At 67.7% G+C, this 16,966-nt stretch carries 11 protein-coding genes; 7 read left to right on the top strand and 4 right to left on the bottom strand.

The features are described from left to right. The first annotated feature begins 64 nt into the window (after positions 1-64). The 5 genes from zwf to tkt all read left to right on the top strand — a co-directional run bounded on the left by zwf (position 65) and on the right by tkt (position 8,055). Entirely contained in the window at positions 65-1,471 is a 1,407-nt protein-coding gene (zwf, locus tag INQ41_RS07160; protein ID WP_193983148.1) for a glucose-6-phosphate dehydrogenase, read from the top strand. A gap of 103 nt (positions 1,472-1,574) precedes the next feature. Beyond that, a complete protein-coding gene (tal, locus tag INQ41_RS07155) occupies positions 1,575-2,666 on the top strand; it encodes a transaldolase (protein WP_193983146.1) in 1,092 nt (363 codons plus the stop codon). Further along, positions 2,666-4,336, top strand: a complete 1,671-nt coding sequence (gene pgi, locus INQ41_RS07150) for a glucose-6-phosphate isomerase (RefSeq protein ID WP_193983144.1) — start codon at positions 2,666-2,668, stop codon at positions 4,334-4,336. Before tal ends, pgi begins: the two co-directional genes overlap by 1 nt. After that, a complete protein-coding gene (pgm, locus tag INQ41_RS07145; RefSeq protein ID WP_193983143.1) occupies positions 4,336-6,000 on the top strand; it encodes a phosphoglucomutase (alpha-D-glucose-1,6-bisphosphate-dependent) in 1,665 nt (554 codons plus the stop codon). The genes pgi and pgm overlap by 1 nt, the downstream gene beginning before the upstream one ends. 9 nt (positions 6,001-6,009) lie before the next feature. Continuing rightward, positions 6,010-8,055, top strand: a complete 2,046-nt coding sequence (gene tkt / locus INQ41_RS07140) for a transketolase (protein ID WP_193983141.1) — start codon at positions 6,010-6,012, stop codon at positions 8,053-8,055. Between the two features lie 15 nt (positions 8,056-8,070). On the opposite strand, the gene INQ41_RS07135 is transcribed toward tkt, so the two are convergent. Further along, entirely contained in the window at positions 8,071-8,619 is a 549-nt protein-coding gene (locus INQ41_RS07135; RefSeq protein ID WP_193983139.1) for a DUF2058 domain-containing protein, read from the bottom strand. Between the two features lie 188 nt (positions 8,620-8,807). Between INQ41_RS07135 and INQ41_RS07130 the strand changes: the two genes are divergently transcribed. Then, positions 8,808-9,077: a DUF2164 domain-containing protein gene (locus tag INQ41_RS07130; RefSeq protein WP_193983137.1), complete on the top strand. Its 270-nt coding sequence runs from the start codon at positions 8,808-8,810 to the stop codon at positions 9,075-9,077. A gap of 30 nt (positions 9,078-9,107) precedes the next feature. Here the strand turns inward: INQ41_RS07130 and gnd are convergent, their stop codons facing one another. From gnd to INQ41_RS07115, 3 genes are read right to left on the bottom strand one after another with little or no spacing between them, the layout of a single operon-like run. Continuing rightward, on the bottom strand, positions 9,108-10,013 hold the full coding sequence (gnd, locus tag INQ41_RS07125) for a phosphogluconate dehydrogenase (NAD(+)-dependent, decarboxylating) (RefSeq protein WP_193983135.1): 906 nt from the start codon (positions 10,011-10,013) through the stop codon (positions 9,108-9,110). 58 nt (positions 10,014-10,071) lie between these two features. Continuing rightward, entirely contained in the window at positions 10,072-11,589 is a 1,518-nt protein-coding gene (locus tag INQ41_RS07120; RefSeq protein WP_193983133.1) for a mercuric reductase, read from the bottom strand. After that, positions 11,586-12,863, bottom strand: coding sequence for a glucoamylase family protein (locus tag INQ41_RS07115; protein WP_228076529.1), 1,278 nt, complete (start codon positions 12,861-12,863; stop codon positions 11,586-11,588). Before INQ41_RS07115 ends, INQ41_RS07120 begins: the two co-directional genes overlap by 4 nt. Positions 12,864-12,949: 86 nt before the next feature. Here INQ41_RS07115 and INQ41_RS07110 point away from each other — a divergent pair, with 86 nt between their 5' ends. Continuing rightward, entirely contained in the window at positions 12,950-16,903 is a 3,954-nt protein-coding gene (locus tag INQ41_RS07110) for a GH36-type glycosyl hydrolase domain-containing protein (protein WP_193983129.1), read from the top strand. The last annotated feature ends 63 nt before the right edge of the window (positions 16,904-16,966 follow it).

Genomic DNA, 16,966 nt, shown 5'->3' with positions numbered 1-16,966 from the left:
GCCATTCGCCTGGCATCACGTTCGGGTAGGCAAAATCGACGGGTCGACTTACCGGAGCAGCGGCATGGCCAAACCCGTCTCAGACGCATTCGTTTTCTTCGGCGCCACGGGGGACCTGGCGTACAAGAAGATCTTCCCGGCACTGCAGGCGATGATCCGCAGCGGCGAGCTGGACATGCCCCTGATAGGTGTCTCCCGCGGCGGCTGGTCGCTGGAGCGCCTGCGTCAGCGGGCGCGCGCCAGCCTTGAAGCCAATGGCGGCGTGGACGAGGACGCCTTTGCCCGCCTGTGCGAACAGCTGCGCTACATCGACGGCGACTACAGCGACCCGGAGACATTCCGCGGCCTGAAACAGGCGCTGGGTTCGGCCTCGCGGCCAATCCACTACCTGGCCATCCCTCCCAGCATGTTCGGCACGGTGGTGCAGGGCCTGGCCGCTTCGGGGTGCAACGCCAATGCTCGGGTGATCGTCGAGAAGCCGTTCGGGCGGGATTTGGCCTCGGCGCGGGAGCTCAACCGGGAACTGCACGCGGTGTTTCCCGAATCCTCGATCTTCCGCATCGACCACTACCTGGGCAAGGAGGCCGTGCGCAACCTGCTGTATTTCCGTTTTGCCAATACCTTCCTGGAGCCGGTCTGGAACCGCACCTATGTCGACAGCGTGCAGATCACCATGGCGGAGGACTTCGGCGTGCAGGGGCGGGGCGCGTTCTACGAGGAGGTCGGCGCGATCCGCGACGTCGTCCAGAACCACCTGCTCCAGGTCATGTCCCTGCTGGCCATGGATGCCCCGGCGGGCCGCGATCCTGAGTCGCTGCGCGCCGAGAAGCTGCGCCTGTTCCGCGCCACCAGATCGCTGCGCCCGCAGGACGTCGTGCGCGGGCAGTTCCGCGGCTATCGCGACGAGACCGGGGTTGCCGCGGACTCGCAGGTCGAAACGTTCGTCGCGCTGCGCCTGTACATCGACACCTGGCGCTGGGCGGGAGTGCCGTTCTACATCCGCGCCGGCAAGAAGCTGCCCATCACCAGCACCCAGGTGATGGTCGACCTGAAGCCGCCGCCGCTGGAAATTTTCGACGGGATCTCACTGGCCGATACCAACTATTTCCGCTTCCGGCTGAGCCCCGAAGTGGTGATCTCCACCGGCGCACGGGTCAAGAAGGCCGGCGAGGGCATGGAAGGGCGCCCGGTCGAGCTGGTCGCACGCAGTTCCCGCGACCTTGGAAAATCACCCTACGAGCAGCTGCTTGGCGACGCGATCGAAGGCGACACCAGCCTGTTTACCCGCGACGATTCGGTGGAGGAAGCCTGGCGCATCGTCGAGCCGGTGCTGCCCGATTCGCATGGCAATCACAACACGCCGCTCACCATCTACGAACCCGGAAGCTGGGGTCCGGAATCGGCCAGCGAGCTTGTCACCGACGGCCGCCACTGGCAGGACCCGCAGCCCGAGCAGAGCCACCCCTGCTGACCGGGCGCCGGCCCGGTTGCGCCGCGCCGACCACGCAGTGGCATTGCTCCCTCGTACGCCCGGGGCACTACCATGTTGGTTGTTGCTGCATACCGGAGGACGCATGAAAACCACCCGAAAGCTCCACGACATGGGCCAGAGCCTGTGGTTGGACAACATTTCCCGAACCATCCTGGATGACGGCACGCTGGCGCGGTATATCGCCGACTTCTCGGTCACCGGCCTTACGTCCAACCCAAGCATCTTCAACGAGGCGGTCGGCGGCAGCGATGCCTACGATGAGGGGATGCGCACGAAGGCGGGCGAGGGCAAGTCCGGTGAAGCGCTGTTCATGGAGCTTGCGCTGGAGGACCTGCGCCGGGCGGCGGACCTGTTCAGGCCGGTCCACGACGCGACCGACGGCGTGGATGGCTGGGTATCGATGGAAGTCTCGCCGCTGCTGGCCGCCGATACCGCCGGCAGCATTGCCGCCGCCCAGGCGATCCACGAGCAGGGCGATCGTCCCAATCTCTTCGTCAAGATTCCGGGGACGCCTGAAGGGGTGCCGGCGATCGAGGAGTCGATCTTCGCCGGCGTGCCGGTCAACGTGACGCTGCTGTTCTCGACGGCGCAATACCTGGCCGTGGCCGAGGCGTACATGCGCGGGCTGGAGCGGCGGCTGGAAGCCGGACTGGACGCCCGTGTGGCGTCGGTGGCGTCGCTGTTCGTCAGCCGTTGGGACCGTGCGGTTGCCGACAAGGTGCCCGAGGTGATGCACAACACGCTGGGCATCGCGGTTGCCCAGCAGACCTACAAGGCCTACCGCGAACTGCTTGAGTCGCCGCGTTGGCAGAAACTCGCGGCGCGCGGCGCGCAGCCGCAGCGGATGTTGTGGGCGAGCACCGGCACCAAGGATCCCAAGGCGCCGGACACGCTGTACATCGAAGCACTCGCCGCGCCGGACACCATCAACACCGTTCCGGAGAAGACCCTGCACGCGTTTGCCGACCACGGCCAGCTGTTGGGGGCCCTGGCGCTGGACGGCGGCGATTCGGAGTCGGTGCTGCAGCGGTTCTCCGCGGCTGGCGTGAATATTCCCGCGCTGGCGGACCGCTTGCAGATGGAGGGCGCCGAGGCCTTTGTGAAGTCATGGAAGGAGTTGCTGCACACCATCGAATCGCATAGCCGCGCGCTTGCGGGAGAGGAAAGCGTCTGATGAAGGAGCGGTCGCTCACCGGAAAGCCGCAATGGAAGGCGCTGGAAGAGCACCTGGCCTGGATGGCGCCGCGCCATCTGCGTGAACTGTTTGCCGACGACCCGGAGCGGGGCGCGCGCATGGCGGCCCAGGGAGCGGGGCTGTACCTCGATTACTCGAAGAACCGGGTCAATGGGGAAACGCTTGACCTCCTGTTCGCCCTGGCGCGTGCCCGCGGCCTCGAGGAGCGTCGCGAGGCGATGTTCGCCGGCGCCCGCATCAATGTCACCGAAGATCGTCCGACGTTGCACGTCGCCCTGCGCATGCCCGCTGGCAGCAAGCTGGTGGTGGACGGCGAGGACGTGGTGGCCGATGTACACGCCGTGCTGGAACGGATGGCGGCGTTCTGCAATCGCGTGCGCAGCGGACAGTGGACGGGCCACACCGGCAAGCCGATCCGCAACATCATCAACATCGGGATCGGCGGCTCGGATCTGGGGCCGGTCATGGCCTACGAGGCGCTGCGTTTCTACAGCCAGCGCGAGCTCTCGTTCCATTTCGTGTCCAACGTGGACGGCACGGATTTCACCGAGGCCACCCGCGGCCTGGATCCGGCCGAGACCCTGTTCATCGTCTGCTCCAAGACGTTCACTACGCTGGAGACGCTGACCAACGCGCATGCCGCCCGAGCCTGGTGCATGCAGTCCCTGGGCGACGAGGCGGCGGTCGCCAAACACTTCGTCGCGGTATCCACCAATGCCGAAGGGGTGGAGGCGTTCGGCATCGACACCGCCAACATGTTCGGGTTCTGGGACTGGGTGGGCGGACGCTATTCGATGGATTCCGCGATCGGCCTGTCGACGATGCTGGCCATCGGCCCGGAGCGCTTCCACGAGATGCTGGCGGGCTTCCAAGCCATGGACGAGCATTTCCGGCTTGCGCCCATGGAGCGCAACCTGCCGGTCCTGATGGGCCTGCTGGGGATCTGGAACAACAATTTTCTCGGTGCCAATACCGTCGCGGTGCTGCCGTACTCGCAATACCTGAGTCGGTTCCCGGCCTACCTGCAGCAGCTCACCATGGAGAGCAACGGCAAGCACGTGACCGCCGATGGCAGCCGGGTCGACTACCAGACCGCGCCGGTCTACTGGGGCGAACCAGGCACCAACGGGCAGCACTCGTTCTATCAGCTGATCCACCAGGGTACGCGTCTGGTGCCGTGCGACTTCATCGGCTTCTGCCATCCGCTGAACCCGCTGCCGCTGCAAGCTGAGGCCGGTGCGGATACGGTTGCCGGCGACCAGCACGATCTCCTGATCGCCAACCTGCTGGCCCAGGGCGAGTCGCTGGCATTCGGCAAGACGCCCGCCCAGGTCGAGGCCGAGGGCACCGCCGATGCGCTGCAAGCGCATCGCGTATTTGACGGCAACCGGCCCAGCAACACCATTCTTGCCGACCGGCTGACCCCGCACGCGCTGGGCAGCCTGGTGGCGCTCTACGAGCACAGCGTGTTCGTGCAGGGAACCCTGTGGAACATCGATTCCTTCGACCAGTGGGGTGTCGAGCTCGGTAAACAGCTGGCCACGCCTCTTGCAGAGGAGCTCAAGGCCAAGGACGCGCCCGCGCTGACCCACGACAGCTCCACCAATACCCTGATCCAGCGCTACCGCGCAGTGCGGGGTCGCAGCTGATGGGCACGCGGATCGACAAACGCGCCGGCACCCCCGCCGAAGCCCGCGACCTCATCGACGTCGGTCATCTGGTCAACGCCTACTTCCAGACCCGCCCGGACGCGTCGAACCCGGCCGAGCGGGTGTCGTTCGGGACCTCCGGCCATCGCGGCTCCTCGCTGGAAGGCAGTTTCAACGAGGACCACATCCTCGCCGTTACCCAGGCCATCTGTGCGTACCGGGAGGGGCAGGGCATCGACGGCCCGATCTTCATCGGCGCCGACACGCACGCGCTCTCCGCGCCGGCGCTGGAGACCGCGCTGGAAGTGCTGGCCGCCAACGGCGTCGAGGTGCGCGTCTCCGCGGGCGGGGAGCCGGTGCCGACGCCGGCGATTTCCCACGCGATCCTCGTCCACAACGCGAACCGCGAGCGCGGTCGTGCCGACGGCATCGTGATCACGCCGTCGCACAATCCGCCGGCGGACGGTGGCTTCAAGTACAACCCGCCCGACGGCGGCCCCGCCGATACGGACGTCACCGGCTGGATCCAGAAGCATGCCAACGCGAGCCTCGCCAACGGCCTGGCCGACGTCCGGCGCTGGACCGGCGGGCGCGCCCGCGCCGCCGACACCACCCGCGAACACGACTTCCTGTCGGCCTATGTCGCCGATCTGGGCAACGTGATCGACTTCGACCTGATCCGCAGCGCTGACCTGCGGCTGGGCGTGGATCCGCTGGGCGGCGCTGGCGTCCACTACTGGGCCCGCATCGCCGAGCACTACCGGATCGCGCTGGACGTGGTCAGCGAGCAGGTGGATCCGCAGTTCGGCTTCATGAGCCTGGACTGGGACGGGCGCATCCGCATGGACCCGTCATCGCCGTACGCGATGAGCCGGCTGATCGGCATGAAGGACCGCTACGACGTGGCGTTCGCCTGTGATACCGACCACGACCGCCACGGCATCGTGACCGCCAGCGCCGGGCTGATGCCGTCCAATCACTACCTCTGCGTCGCCATCGACTACCTGTTCCGCAACAGGCCGCAGTGGGGCGCGGGTGCCGGCATCGGCAAGACGGTGGTCAGCAGCGCCATGATCGACCGCATTGCCGCCGGGCTGGGGCGGCAGTTGTACGAGGTGCCCGTGGGGTTCAAGTGGTTCGTCGACGGGCTGTTTTCCGGCGCGCTCGGATTCGGCGGCGAGGAAAGCGCCGGGGCCTCCTTCCTGCGGCGCGACGGTTCTGTCTGGACGACCGACAAGGACGGCATCGCGCCGGCGCTGCTGGCCGCGGAGATCACCGCCCTGAGCGGCGATGATCCGGGCGTGGTCTACCGCCAGCTGTGCGAGCGCTATGGCGAGCCGTTCACCGATCGGGTGGAAGCGCCGGCGACCAAGGCCCAAAAGCGCGCGCTCGCTGCGCTGACCCCCGACGCGATCACCGGCACCGAGCTTGCCGGCGAGCCGATCCGGCGCGTGCTGGACAAGGCGCCGGGCAACGGTGCGCCCATTGGTGGCATCAAGGTGGTCTCTGACAGTGGCTGGTTTGCCGCGCGCCCGTCCGGGACGGAGGACATCTACAAGATCTACGCCGAGAGTTTTCGCGACGCCGACCATCTGAAGCAATTGCTCAAGGATGCACAGCAAACCGTTGACGCCGCACTGGAGGAAGCATCCACCCAGCAGTGAGGTAACAGCATGTCCGCGCGAATCGACCAGCTCTGTATCGACACCCTTCGTTTCCTGTCCGTGGACATGGTGCAGAAGGCCGACAGCGGACACCCCGGTCTTCCGCTCGACGCCGCGCCGATGGCCTACGTGCTGTGGTCGCGCTGGCTGAAGGTCAATCCGCGCAACCCCGACTGGGCCGACCGCGACCGGTTCGTCCTCTCGGCCGGGCACGGTTCGGCCTTGCTCTACAGCTTGCTGTACCTGAGCGGCTTCGACCTCTCTTTGGAGGACATCAAGCAGTTCCGCCAATGGGGCAGCCGGGCGCCGGGCCATCCCGAGCGCGGGCACACGCCTGGCGTCGAGCTCACCACCGGCCCGCTTGGGCAGGGCTTCGCCAACGCGGTCGGGATGGCAATGGCCGAGGCGCAGCTCGCGGCCCGCTACAACCGGCCCGGGCACAAGCTCGTCGACCATCGAACCTGGGTGCTGGCCAGCGATGGCGACCTGATGGAAGGCGTCGCCTCCGAGGCCGCGTCGCTCGCCGGCCACCTGCAGCTGGGCAAGCTGACCTGCCTGTACGACGCCAACTACGTGACCCTGTCCGCGGCCACGGACATCGCCTTTACCGAGGATTGCGAAGCGCGCTTCCGCGCGTACGGCTGGCACACGCAGTGGGTCGAGGATGGCAATGACCTGTCGGCCATCGACGCGGCAATCCGCGCGGCCGCCGATGAATCCGCCCGGCCGTCACTGATCCTGGTCCGCACCCACATCGGTTACGGCTCGCCCAAGCAGGACAGCTTCGAGGCCCACGGCTCGCCGCTCGGCGAGGAGGAGGTGCGCCTGACCAAGCAGAGCCTGGGCTGGCCGGTGGAGCCGGCGTTCCGGGTTCCCGACGAGGCGCTCTCCACCATGCAGACCGCGGTGGGGAAGGGCGCCGACCAGGAAGACGCCTGGAACCACCGGATGCAGGCGTACGCCGACGCCCATCCCGAGCTGGCGGCGGAACTCCGCCGGCGCCTGGAGGGCGTGCTCCCGAGCGGCTGGGATGCCGACATCCCCATTTTTCCGGCCAATGCAAAGGGGATGGCGACCCGCGTTGCCAGCGGCAAGGTAATGAACGCGCTCGCGCCCAAATTGCCGGAACTGTCGGGCGGTTCCGCCGACCTGGATCCCTCCACCAAGACCGCCCTGAAGGGAATGGGCGACTTCAATCCGCCGCTGGACGCGGGCGAAGACCCGCAGGGCTCCGACGGAGGTGGCTGGAGCCTGGCCGGCCGCAACCTGCATTTCGGCGTTCGCGAACACGCGATGGGCGCGATCGTCAACGGCATGGCGGCCCACGGGGGCTTCATCCCGTACGGGGCAACCTTTCTCGTCTTCTCCGATTACATGCGCCCGCCGATACGCCTCGCCGCACTGATGGGCCTGCATCTGATCCACGTGTTCACCCACGACAGCATCATGCTCGGCGAGGACGGCCCGACCCACCAGCCCGTCGAACAGCTCGCCAGCTTGCGGGCAATCCCGCGGCTCAGCGTGATTCGCCCGGCCGATGCGAACGAGACCGCCGTCGCCTGGCGCGTCGCGGTGGAGACGCGCGACCGGCCGGTGATGCTCATCCTGACCCGGCAGGATCTGCCCACGCTGGACCGGGAGGTCTACGCCGCGGCCGAGGGCCTGAGGCAGGGCGCCTACGTGCTCGATGCCGACGCCGACGACTCGCCGCAGATCATCCTGATCGCCAGCGGATCTGAGGTCAGCCTGATCGTGGAGGCCGCAGGAAGGCTGCGGCGCGACGGCGTCAGCGTCCGGTGCGTTTCCATGCCGAGCTGGGACCTGTTCGAGGCGCAGCCGCGCGACTACCGCGACTCGGTGCTGCAGCCTGCGGCCACTGCGCGGCTGGCGGTCGAGGCCGGAAGCGCGCAGGGCTGGCATCGCTGGGTCGGCGACGGCGGCGATGTGCTGTCGGTCGACCGCTTTGGCGCGTCCGCGCCGATGCAGGCGCTGGCTGACGCCTACGGATTCACGGTCGACAACGTGGTCAAGCGGGCGAGGGCGCTGCTGGGCTGAGCGGCGCTGGAGTGATTACCAGACCAGGTCGTCGGGCACCTTGAACTGGCTGTAGAAATCATCGTCCTCGCTGGCATCGCCGGAGCCATCATCGCTGCGGCCGTGGTCGAGCACGATCGCCTCCGGATCACGCTCGCGGATCTTTTCCGCGGCCGCACGCGGCACCAGCTCATGGCTGTCGCCGTGGCGCACGATTACCAGCGCGCCCTTGGCGAGCTGGGCGCGCAACACGTCGCTGACCAACACGCTGCGGATGGCCTTGCCGTCGGTGAAGCGGTAGTCGATCTCGCCCTCGCGCTTGACCCGATGCATCTCCACGATCTGGCGCACCTGCGCCTTCAGCTCGTTGGCCCGCGCCTGCGCGTTGCGTTCGGCCGCCAGCGCGCGGTCGCGTTCGGCGCGCTCGGCGAGCAGTTGCTGGGCATCCACCGCGTCGGGCTCGGGCGCTGCGTTGGACGAGCCCTTGCCGTGCCGCTTCCTGTTCTGTTCGCGGACGACCTGGGTGACCTTGTTCTTCTTGACCAGGCCGGCTTTCAGCAACTGGTCCTGCAGGGGATTACGCATGGCTTCGGGCGCATCGAGCGACGGCGGTGTGGGGTGCCAGTGTAACGCCGGCACCGATTTGTTCTTTCGAGAGGCGTGTTGCTTCTGTCCGCGCTCCGAACGGAATGCCGCCATGTCTCGACGTCGGCGCCGCTCTGGTCGACCATGGCACGCCCGGCGCGACGCGCCAGCCGTGAGAACCCGAATCCATGACCATCAAAATTCCCGAGCCGGTGCGAAAGCAGGCACTCGAGTCCATCCAGCGCTATGCCAGCGCCAACCTGGACGAGGACCTCAGTGAGCTCGCCGCGGACATGCTGCTGGATTTCTTCATCGAGGACATAGGCCCGGCGATCTACAACCAGGCCGTCGCCGATGTCCAGGAACGCCTGCAGGCACGGGTCATGGAAGTGGATGCGGAGGTCTACGCCGATGAGTTCCAGTACTGGCCGAGGATGGCGCGCAAACGCGGCGCCTGAGGGAGCCCCGCGCACCGCGCGCTTTGAGCGTCACTCCTTCTTGATCGCGTGCCCGCCGAATTGGTTGCGCATCGCCGCCAGCAGCTTGTCGGAGTAGGAGTCGTTGTCACGCGAACGCAGCCGCTCCAGCAAGGCCAAGGTGATCACCGGGGCAGAGACGTCCAGATCGATCGCCTCCGCCACCGTCCATCGGCCTTCGCCCGAGTCGTCCACCCACGGGGCGATCCCGTCCATAGTCGGGTTTTCGTCCAGGGCGCGGGCGGTGAGGTCCAGCAACCACGAGCGCACCACGCTGCCGTTGCGCCAGATCTCGGCGACCTGATGCAGGTCCAAGGAGAATTCCTGCTTGTGCTGAAGGATCGCGAAGCCTTCCGCGTAGGCCTGCATCATTCCGTATTCGATGCCGTTGTGGACCATCTTGGTGAAGTGGCCGGCGCCGGGTGGGCCGACGTGGCCCCAGCCCTGGTCCGTCGCCGGAGCGAGGGTCTCGAACACCGGGCGCAGCGCCTCCACCGGGGCCGGTTCCCCGCCGATCATGAGGCTGTAGCCTTCCGCCAGCCCCCAGACACCGCCGCTGGTGCCGCAGTCCACGTAATGCATGTCGTGCTCGGCCAGCGATTTGGCCCGCCGCACGGTGTCCTTGTAGTTGGAGTTGCCGCCGTCGATGAGGGTGTCGCCAGAATCCAGCAGCGCCAGCAAATCACCTACCGTACTTTCGGTAATGTCGCCGGCGGGGACCATCATCCAGACGTTGCGCGGACCGGGCAGGGATTCGACCAGCGCCTTGAGACTGTCCGCGGTCTGCGCGCCGTCGCTCTCCAGCGCCTTGCGGGCATCCGGGTCCGGATCGAATCCAACGATCGAGTGGCCGCCCTGGATCAGGCGGCGGGCCATGTTGGCGCCCATGCGTCCCAGGCCGATCATGCCGAGTTTCATCTCGCGCCTCCTTCTTCAAATAATGCGTTTTCGATCAGTGCGTGACTCCGTAGTCGCCTCAGTCTCGCAATTTCCCCGTGACGGCCGGGCCACGCTGGCTGCGCACAAACGCATCAGCGGCCATGCGGATGGCTTCGGACTGGGTGGGGGAAGGGTGGATCACTCGTGACAGCGTATCCAGGCCCAGCTTGGCGACCATCGCCAGGGTGATCTCGTTGATCATTTCGCCGGCGTGGCGGGCGACGATCGTGGCCCCGAGGATCTCGGCGGTGCCATCGCGCACGTGGATCTTGACGAAGCCGCAGTCCTCGCCGTCGATGATCGCCCGGTCGACGGTGTGCATCGGGACGGTGAACGTGCGGACACCGATGTCGCGGGCCCTGGCCTGGCGCACGTACATGCCGACGTGGGCGATTTCCGGATCGGTGTAGGTGCACCAGGGAATCACCAGCTCGCTGAGACGTTGTACAGCGCCGTCCAGGGCGTTGCAGACCGCCAGCCTGGCCGATGCGCGCGCAGCGTCGTTGAAGCGGTGCTCCAGACACACGTCGCCGGCGGCAAAAACGTTCGGGTTGGTGGTGCGCAGGAAGTCATCGACGTGTATGCCCCGGCCGCCGTCGTAGTGGATCCCCGCAAGCTCCAGATCCATACCCTCCACGCGGGGAGAACGGCCCGTGCCGGTGAGAATCGCGTCGAACTCGAGGGTGCTGCGGTCGTCGTCGCTCAGCAGCTCGGCGATCCGGCGCTCGCCGTCCATGCGGATATCCACCACGCGGGTGTTGAGGCGCACTTCCAGGCCGTCTCGCGCGAAGGCGCCCGACAGGATCTGTGCGGCGTCGCGCTCTTCGCGCGGCAGGAAGAGCGGCCAGTCCTGCACGATGGTGGTGCGGGCGCCGAAGCGGCACAGCGCCTGGGCCATCTCGCAGCCCAGCGGCCCGCCGCCGATGACCAGGATGCGCGGTGGCAGGGCAGTCAGCTCGAACACGGTGTCACTGGTCAGGAACCCGCACTCGGCCAGCCCCGGAATCGACGGAATAAGCGGCTGCGCACCGGTCGCCACCAGTGCCTTGGAAAACTGCAATGGGGTTCCCGCCACCTCGAGCGTGTCGTTGGCCGTAAACCGGGCCTGCCCGAAGAAGACATCCGTGCCCTGGGCCGACAGACGCGCCGCCGCGTCACCGCGGCTGATCCGCGCGCGGGTGGCGCGCATGCGCTCCATCACGCTGGCAAAGTCGACGCGCTCGGCCGCTGCAGGACCGTTGCCGTGTATGGCGGCGTCGCGCCACCCATCCACGGTCCTGGCGCTGTGAACCAAGGACTTGGACGGGACGCAGCCGGTGTTGAGACAGGTGCCGCCGAGCAGCCCGGATTCGATCAGCGCGACCCGCGCCCCGCGCGAGCGTGCCTCGGCCGCAGCGGTCAGCCCGGCCGTCCCGCCTCCCAGGATCGCCAGGTCGTACCGCCCGGTCGGTCGCGGATTGCACCAGCCCGGCGGCCGCACGTTGCCCAGACGTTCTTCCTCATGCCGATCCAGCTCTGCAGGCAGCAGCGCGTTGCCATGGTCGGGATCGTTCATTGCAGCCAACCTTCGCCGAAACCGGCGTTCTTCAATCCGCTGCGCAGATAGGGGCATCCGCGCATCAGCTCCCAGATCAGGCCGGTGCGGTGGTTCTCCACCATCATCACCAACAGGCCCTGGTCCAGCCCGAACGTACCCGCCGACACCCAGGGCTCACCGTCGCTCCCGGCCAGCGACGGGTTGAAGGCACTGGCGAAACGACCGTCGTGCAGGGTTTGCGGGTAGCGTTGCAGCACGGCGTGGGTGGCAGCGAGTCCCGCTTCCGGATCAAACGGCAGGCAGGACAGGCCGAGCCAGGCACTCAAGGTGCCGTCATCGGGGCCATAGGGAACTCCGCGGGCCGCGTAGCCGTATAACCGCCCCAGGTGGCTCGCCAGCTCGGGCGTCCCCTCGTCGGGACCGTCGCACGCGGTGAGACCCCAGCAATCGCGGGTGTAGCCGGCAAATCCCCGGGGATTGCGCCATGCATATTCACGTTGCACGGCGATGGCGCGACGGGTGTTTTTGAAGTAGTCGCTGCGCTTGCGGCGCATGAAGGCGTCGCGGATCCCGCGAAAATCGATCCACGCGTGCGAGAACAGGTGCACGAACAGCGGGCCGGCGTAGAGGAACTCCTCGCCGTACAGGTTTTCCCACTGGTAGGTGGCCGTCCAGGCCGTGTACTTCGCGGTCTCGATGGGGTGGGTCGGCGAGCCGGCAGCCAGCACATACAGCAGGATGCCTTCGTCGTAGCCGTCCCATCCGTAATGCAGGAATCCGCACTCCGGTTTCCAGCCCTGGCGGATGGTCGCGCGCCCCGCGCACGCCCAGTCCCAGTCCACCCGCAGGTACAGGGCCTCGGCCAGAAAACGCAATTCACGCTCATCGCGGTGGTCGCGGTTGAAATACCGCGCTGCGAGCAGGACGCCGGCGATGAGCAGGGCCGTGTCGATCGTCGACAGCTCGCAGCGCCATGTTCGCCTGCCCGTTTCCATGTCCAGGAAGTGGTAATAGAAGCCCTTGTGGCCGGTGGCGTCGGCCGCGCCACTTTGGTCGCTGCCATGAAAGAAGCGCAGTGTGGCGAGCGCACGCTGCAGCGCTTCGGTCCGGCCGATCCAGCCGCGTTCCACGGCGACGGGGTAGGTGGAGAGGGCGAAGCCGACCACCGCGATGCTGCAGGGCGCGCCCGGGCGGGTGGTGTCGGCCACCAGTCCGTTGGCTGGATTGAACGCACCGGGAAAGTAGTCGAATGCGGCGTGCTGCAGCCGGTCGATCAGTTGCTCGTCGGTCACGGTGGCACCCGTCCGCCTCGGTAAGCGCAAGGTATCGAAAAGGCCTTCAAGGCGGCGTAACGGGCCGGGAGTAGCATCAGGTTTCCATGCTGTCTGATGGAACGGGCATCTCCGTGTCGAACGTCGCCACGATTGCCGTGCAGCGCGCGCACCTGCTGTCGAACGGCCGCTACACCACCCTGCTGACCGATGCCGGCTCGGGGTGGAGCCGTTGGTGCGGCCGGGCCTTGACGCGCTGGCGCGAGGACCCGACCCGTGACGCCTGGGGCAGTTACCTGTTGCTGCGCGACGTGGACGGTGGAGCGCTCTGGTCATCCACCAGGCAGCCGATGCCCCACGTTCCGGGCGGCATCGATATCGACGCCGGCTGTGGGGTGTTCTCCAGCAGGCGGATCTCGCAGTTGCTGGAAACCCGCCTGAGCGTCGTCGTCGCTGTCGATCGCGATGCCGAGCTGCGCCACCTCACCATCACCAACCGGGACCTGCGTCCGCGCGTGCTCGAGGTGACCTCCTACAGCGAGCCGGTGCTGGGCTTGCTGACTGCCGACGCCGCGCACCCGGCCTTTTCCAAGCTGTTCGTGCGTACCGAATGGGTGGCCGAGGGCGGGGTCCTGCTGGCCACCCGGCGGCGCCAGTCGCCCGAGGAGCATGAAACCTGGGTCGCGCAGGTGGCCCGCGTGGAGGGCCAGCCTTCGGACACCTGCGAATACGAGACCGATCGCCGCCGGTTCCTCGGGCGTGGCCGGCCGCTGCAGGACGGCTGCCAGTTGCGCAACGGCGAAGTGCTGGGCGAAAACGCCGGTGACGTGCTGGACGCGGTCATCAGTCTGCGTCGTCGCGTCCGCGTGGCGCCCGGCGCCACCGTAAGGATCGCGTTCTGGAATTGCGTGGCCGACTCGCGTGAAAACGTCCTCGCACTGGCGAGGTCGCTGGCGTCCGCGGAGCACTGCGGCGCGGTCATCCAGCAGGCGCGCGCCGCCGCGGCCGCCCGACGGACGCAGTTCGAGCTGGACGAGACGTGCGCGGCGCGTTATTCGCAATTGCTCGCCGCCCTGATGGTTTCCAACCCCGCGTGGCGCGCCTCGCCGGACGCGATCGCCAGCGCCGTCGGCGGCGCGCCGCAGCTCTGGGCCGGTGGGATTTCCGGCGACCGTCCCATCGTGCTGGTGATCGCGGACGAGCACCCGACCGCAACTGCCACGAGTGAACTGCTGCGGGTCCAGCGCTACTGGCAATCGATGGGTCTGGGCGTGGATGTGGTGGTGCTGGGGCACCGGAATGCCGTTGGCGGAGCCGCGCCAGGCCAGTCGCTCGCCCGGCTGGTGGAAGCGCAGAAGCGCGCACTCGGCGCCGATCCGGAAGCGGCGAAGGCAGAGGCGTTCTTTGTCGACGTGGAGCAGATCGACCCGGGCCTGCGCGACGGCCTGATCGGCGCGGCGCGCGTGATATTGCCGGCCGGGGAGTGGCCCTCGTCGACCGAGGTGGGCGGCGATTCCCCGGGCAGCACGACAATGGCAGGGCGGGTCGAGACCGCAGCCGAGGATGCGCCAGCGCGGAACGTGGTTCCCGCAGCGCCGCCACACCCGGGGACCGGCGACGATCTGGCGCTGCAGTTCGACAATGGATACGGCGGTTTCTCACCCGGCGGTGACGAATATGTCATCCGTGCAGATGGCCACCGGTGCACGCCGGCGCCGTGGAGCAACGTCGTCGCCAATCCGGTCGCCGGCTTCATCACTACCGGCGAGGGCGGCGGGCACACATTCTCCTGCAACAGCCAGCAGAATCCGCTCACCCCATGGCCCAACGATCCCGTCACTGATGAGCCCTGCGAGGTCGTCTATCTGAGTGACCGCGACAGTGGGGCGCTGTGGAGCGCGACCCCGTTGCCACTGCCCGGGCCCGGTACGAAGCGCATCACCCGCCATGGGCGCGGCTGGTCCAGTTGGTCGCATCAATGCGACGGGCTGGAAATCGAACTGCTGCAGCTGCTCCCACCCGACCATGGGGTGAAGGTCTCCCGCCTGCGGATCCGCAACCGCTCCGGTCGAGCCCGCGCCATTGTGGTGACCGCCTACCTGCAATGGGCGCTGGGACCCAACGGCAGCGTTCCCGGTCCGCAGGTGGTCACCTCGCAGGATCCACAGACCTCGGCCGTGTTTGCGGTGAACCGCTGGCGCGCGGACTTCGCCGGGCGGGTGGCCTTTGCCGACATCGGCGAGGGCATGCGGTGTTTCACCTGCGACCGGGGCGAGTTCCTGGGCATGCATGGCTCGCTCCAACGACCGGCCTCCCTGCACGGAGCCCTCCCGCTGTCCAACTGGTGCGGCGCGGGTCGCGATCCCTGCGCCGCGTTGCAATCGCTACTGGAAATCGAGCCGGACGCGACCGGCGAGCTGCGTTTCCTGATCGGCGATGCGGAGTCCACGGATGCGGCCAGCGCGTTGGTGCAGCACGCCCGCGGCCTGGACCTGGACGCTGTCATGGACGCGATCCGCAACCGCTGGGACGATGTCACCGCAACGCTCCAGGTCAACACGCCGGATCCGGCGATGAACCTGCTGCTCAACCACTGGCTGCTCTACCAGGTCCTCTCGTGCCGGATGTGGGCGCGCACGGCGTACTACCAGGCCAGCGGCGCGTACGGGTTCCGCGACCAGTTGCAGGACGTCAGGGCGCTTTGCATCGCCTGCCCCGAGGTCGCCCGCGAGCATCTCCTGCGCGCCGCCTCGCGCCAGTTCCTCGAAGGCGACGTGCAGCACTGGTGGTTGCCGCCGAGCGGGAAGGGCATCCGCACCCGGATGAGCGACGACCGGCTCTGGCTGCCGTATTCGGCGCTGCACTATGTGACGGTGACCGGGGATGTACAGCTGCTCGATGCGCACGCCGCCTTCCTTGAGGGCCCTACGCTGGAAGACGGCCAGACCGACGCCTTTTTCACGCCGACCATTTCGGCCACAACGGGGAGCATCTACGAACATTGCGCGCGCGCCGTCGATGTGTCGCTGGCACTGGGCCCGCATCGCCTGCCGCTGATGGGCACCGGCGACTGGAACGACGGAATGAACCGGGTCGGGGCGCAGGGCTGCGGCGAGAGCGTCTGGCTCGGCTGGTTTCTGCTGGACGTCATCGCGCGGCTGGGGCCGATCGCCCGGTCACGTGGCGATCACCAGCGCGCCGATCGCTGGGATCGGACCGCCGCCACGGTGAAGTCGGCGATGGAAGGCGCCGGTTGGGACGGCGCCTGGTACCGCCGCGGCTATTACGATGACGGCACCCCGCTGGGCAGCGCGCAGCAGCCTGAATGCCGCATCGACAGCATTGCCCAGTCCTGGGCGGTCATGTCGGCGGCCGGAGATCCCGAGCGCCGGCGCCAGGCCATGGAGTCCACCGAGCGCGAACTGGTCGATCACCAACACCGCCTGGCGCGGCTGCTGACCCCGCCTTTTGAGAACGGTCCGCACGACCCGGGCTACATCAAGGCCTACCCACCCGGGGTGCGCGAGAACGGCGGGCAGTACACGCACGGCTGCATCTGGTCGATCTTCGCCTGGGCGGGCCTGGGCGAGGGCAGCAGGGCCTGGGAACTGTTCGACTATTTCAACCCGATCACGCACTCCAGTTCGCCACCGGCAGCGGAACACTTTGTCGTGGAGCCCTACGTGTCCTGCGCCGATGTCTACTCGGTGGGCGCGCTGGCGGGGCGGGGTGGCTGGACCTGGTACACCGGCTCGGCCGCCTGGCTCTACCGCGCAGGCGTCGAGGCGCTGCTGGGGTTCCACCTCAGCGGCGACCATCTGCTGCTGGACCCCTGCATTCCCGCCACCTGGCCCGGCTTCAGCATCCTCTACCGCCACGGCGCTTCCCGCTACCGCATCCAGGTGGACAACCCCGAGGGAGCGACGCGCGGAATTCACGACGCCACCCTGGACGGGGCCCCGATCCGCTGGACCGGTCCGGCCCCGCGGATCCCGTTGCGCGACGACGGAAAGGAGCATCGATTGCAGCTGACGATGGGCGTCCATGCCGCGGCCGGCTGAGCCTTTCTCCGTCATTCCCCGCATCACGTTGCGTATGCGCGCGGCAATCCATCTTTGAAGTCC

The sequence above is a fragment of the Lysobacter ciconiae genome, from assembly GCF_015209725.1.
In the GTDB taxonomy this organism is placed as follows: domain Bacteria; phylum Pseudomonadota; class Gammaproteobacteria; order Xanthomonadales; family Xanthomonadaceae; genus Novilysobacter; species Novilysobacter ciconiae.
This window is presented reverse-complemented; position numbering and strand designations above follow the sequence as displayed.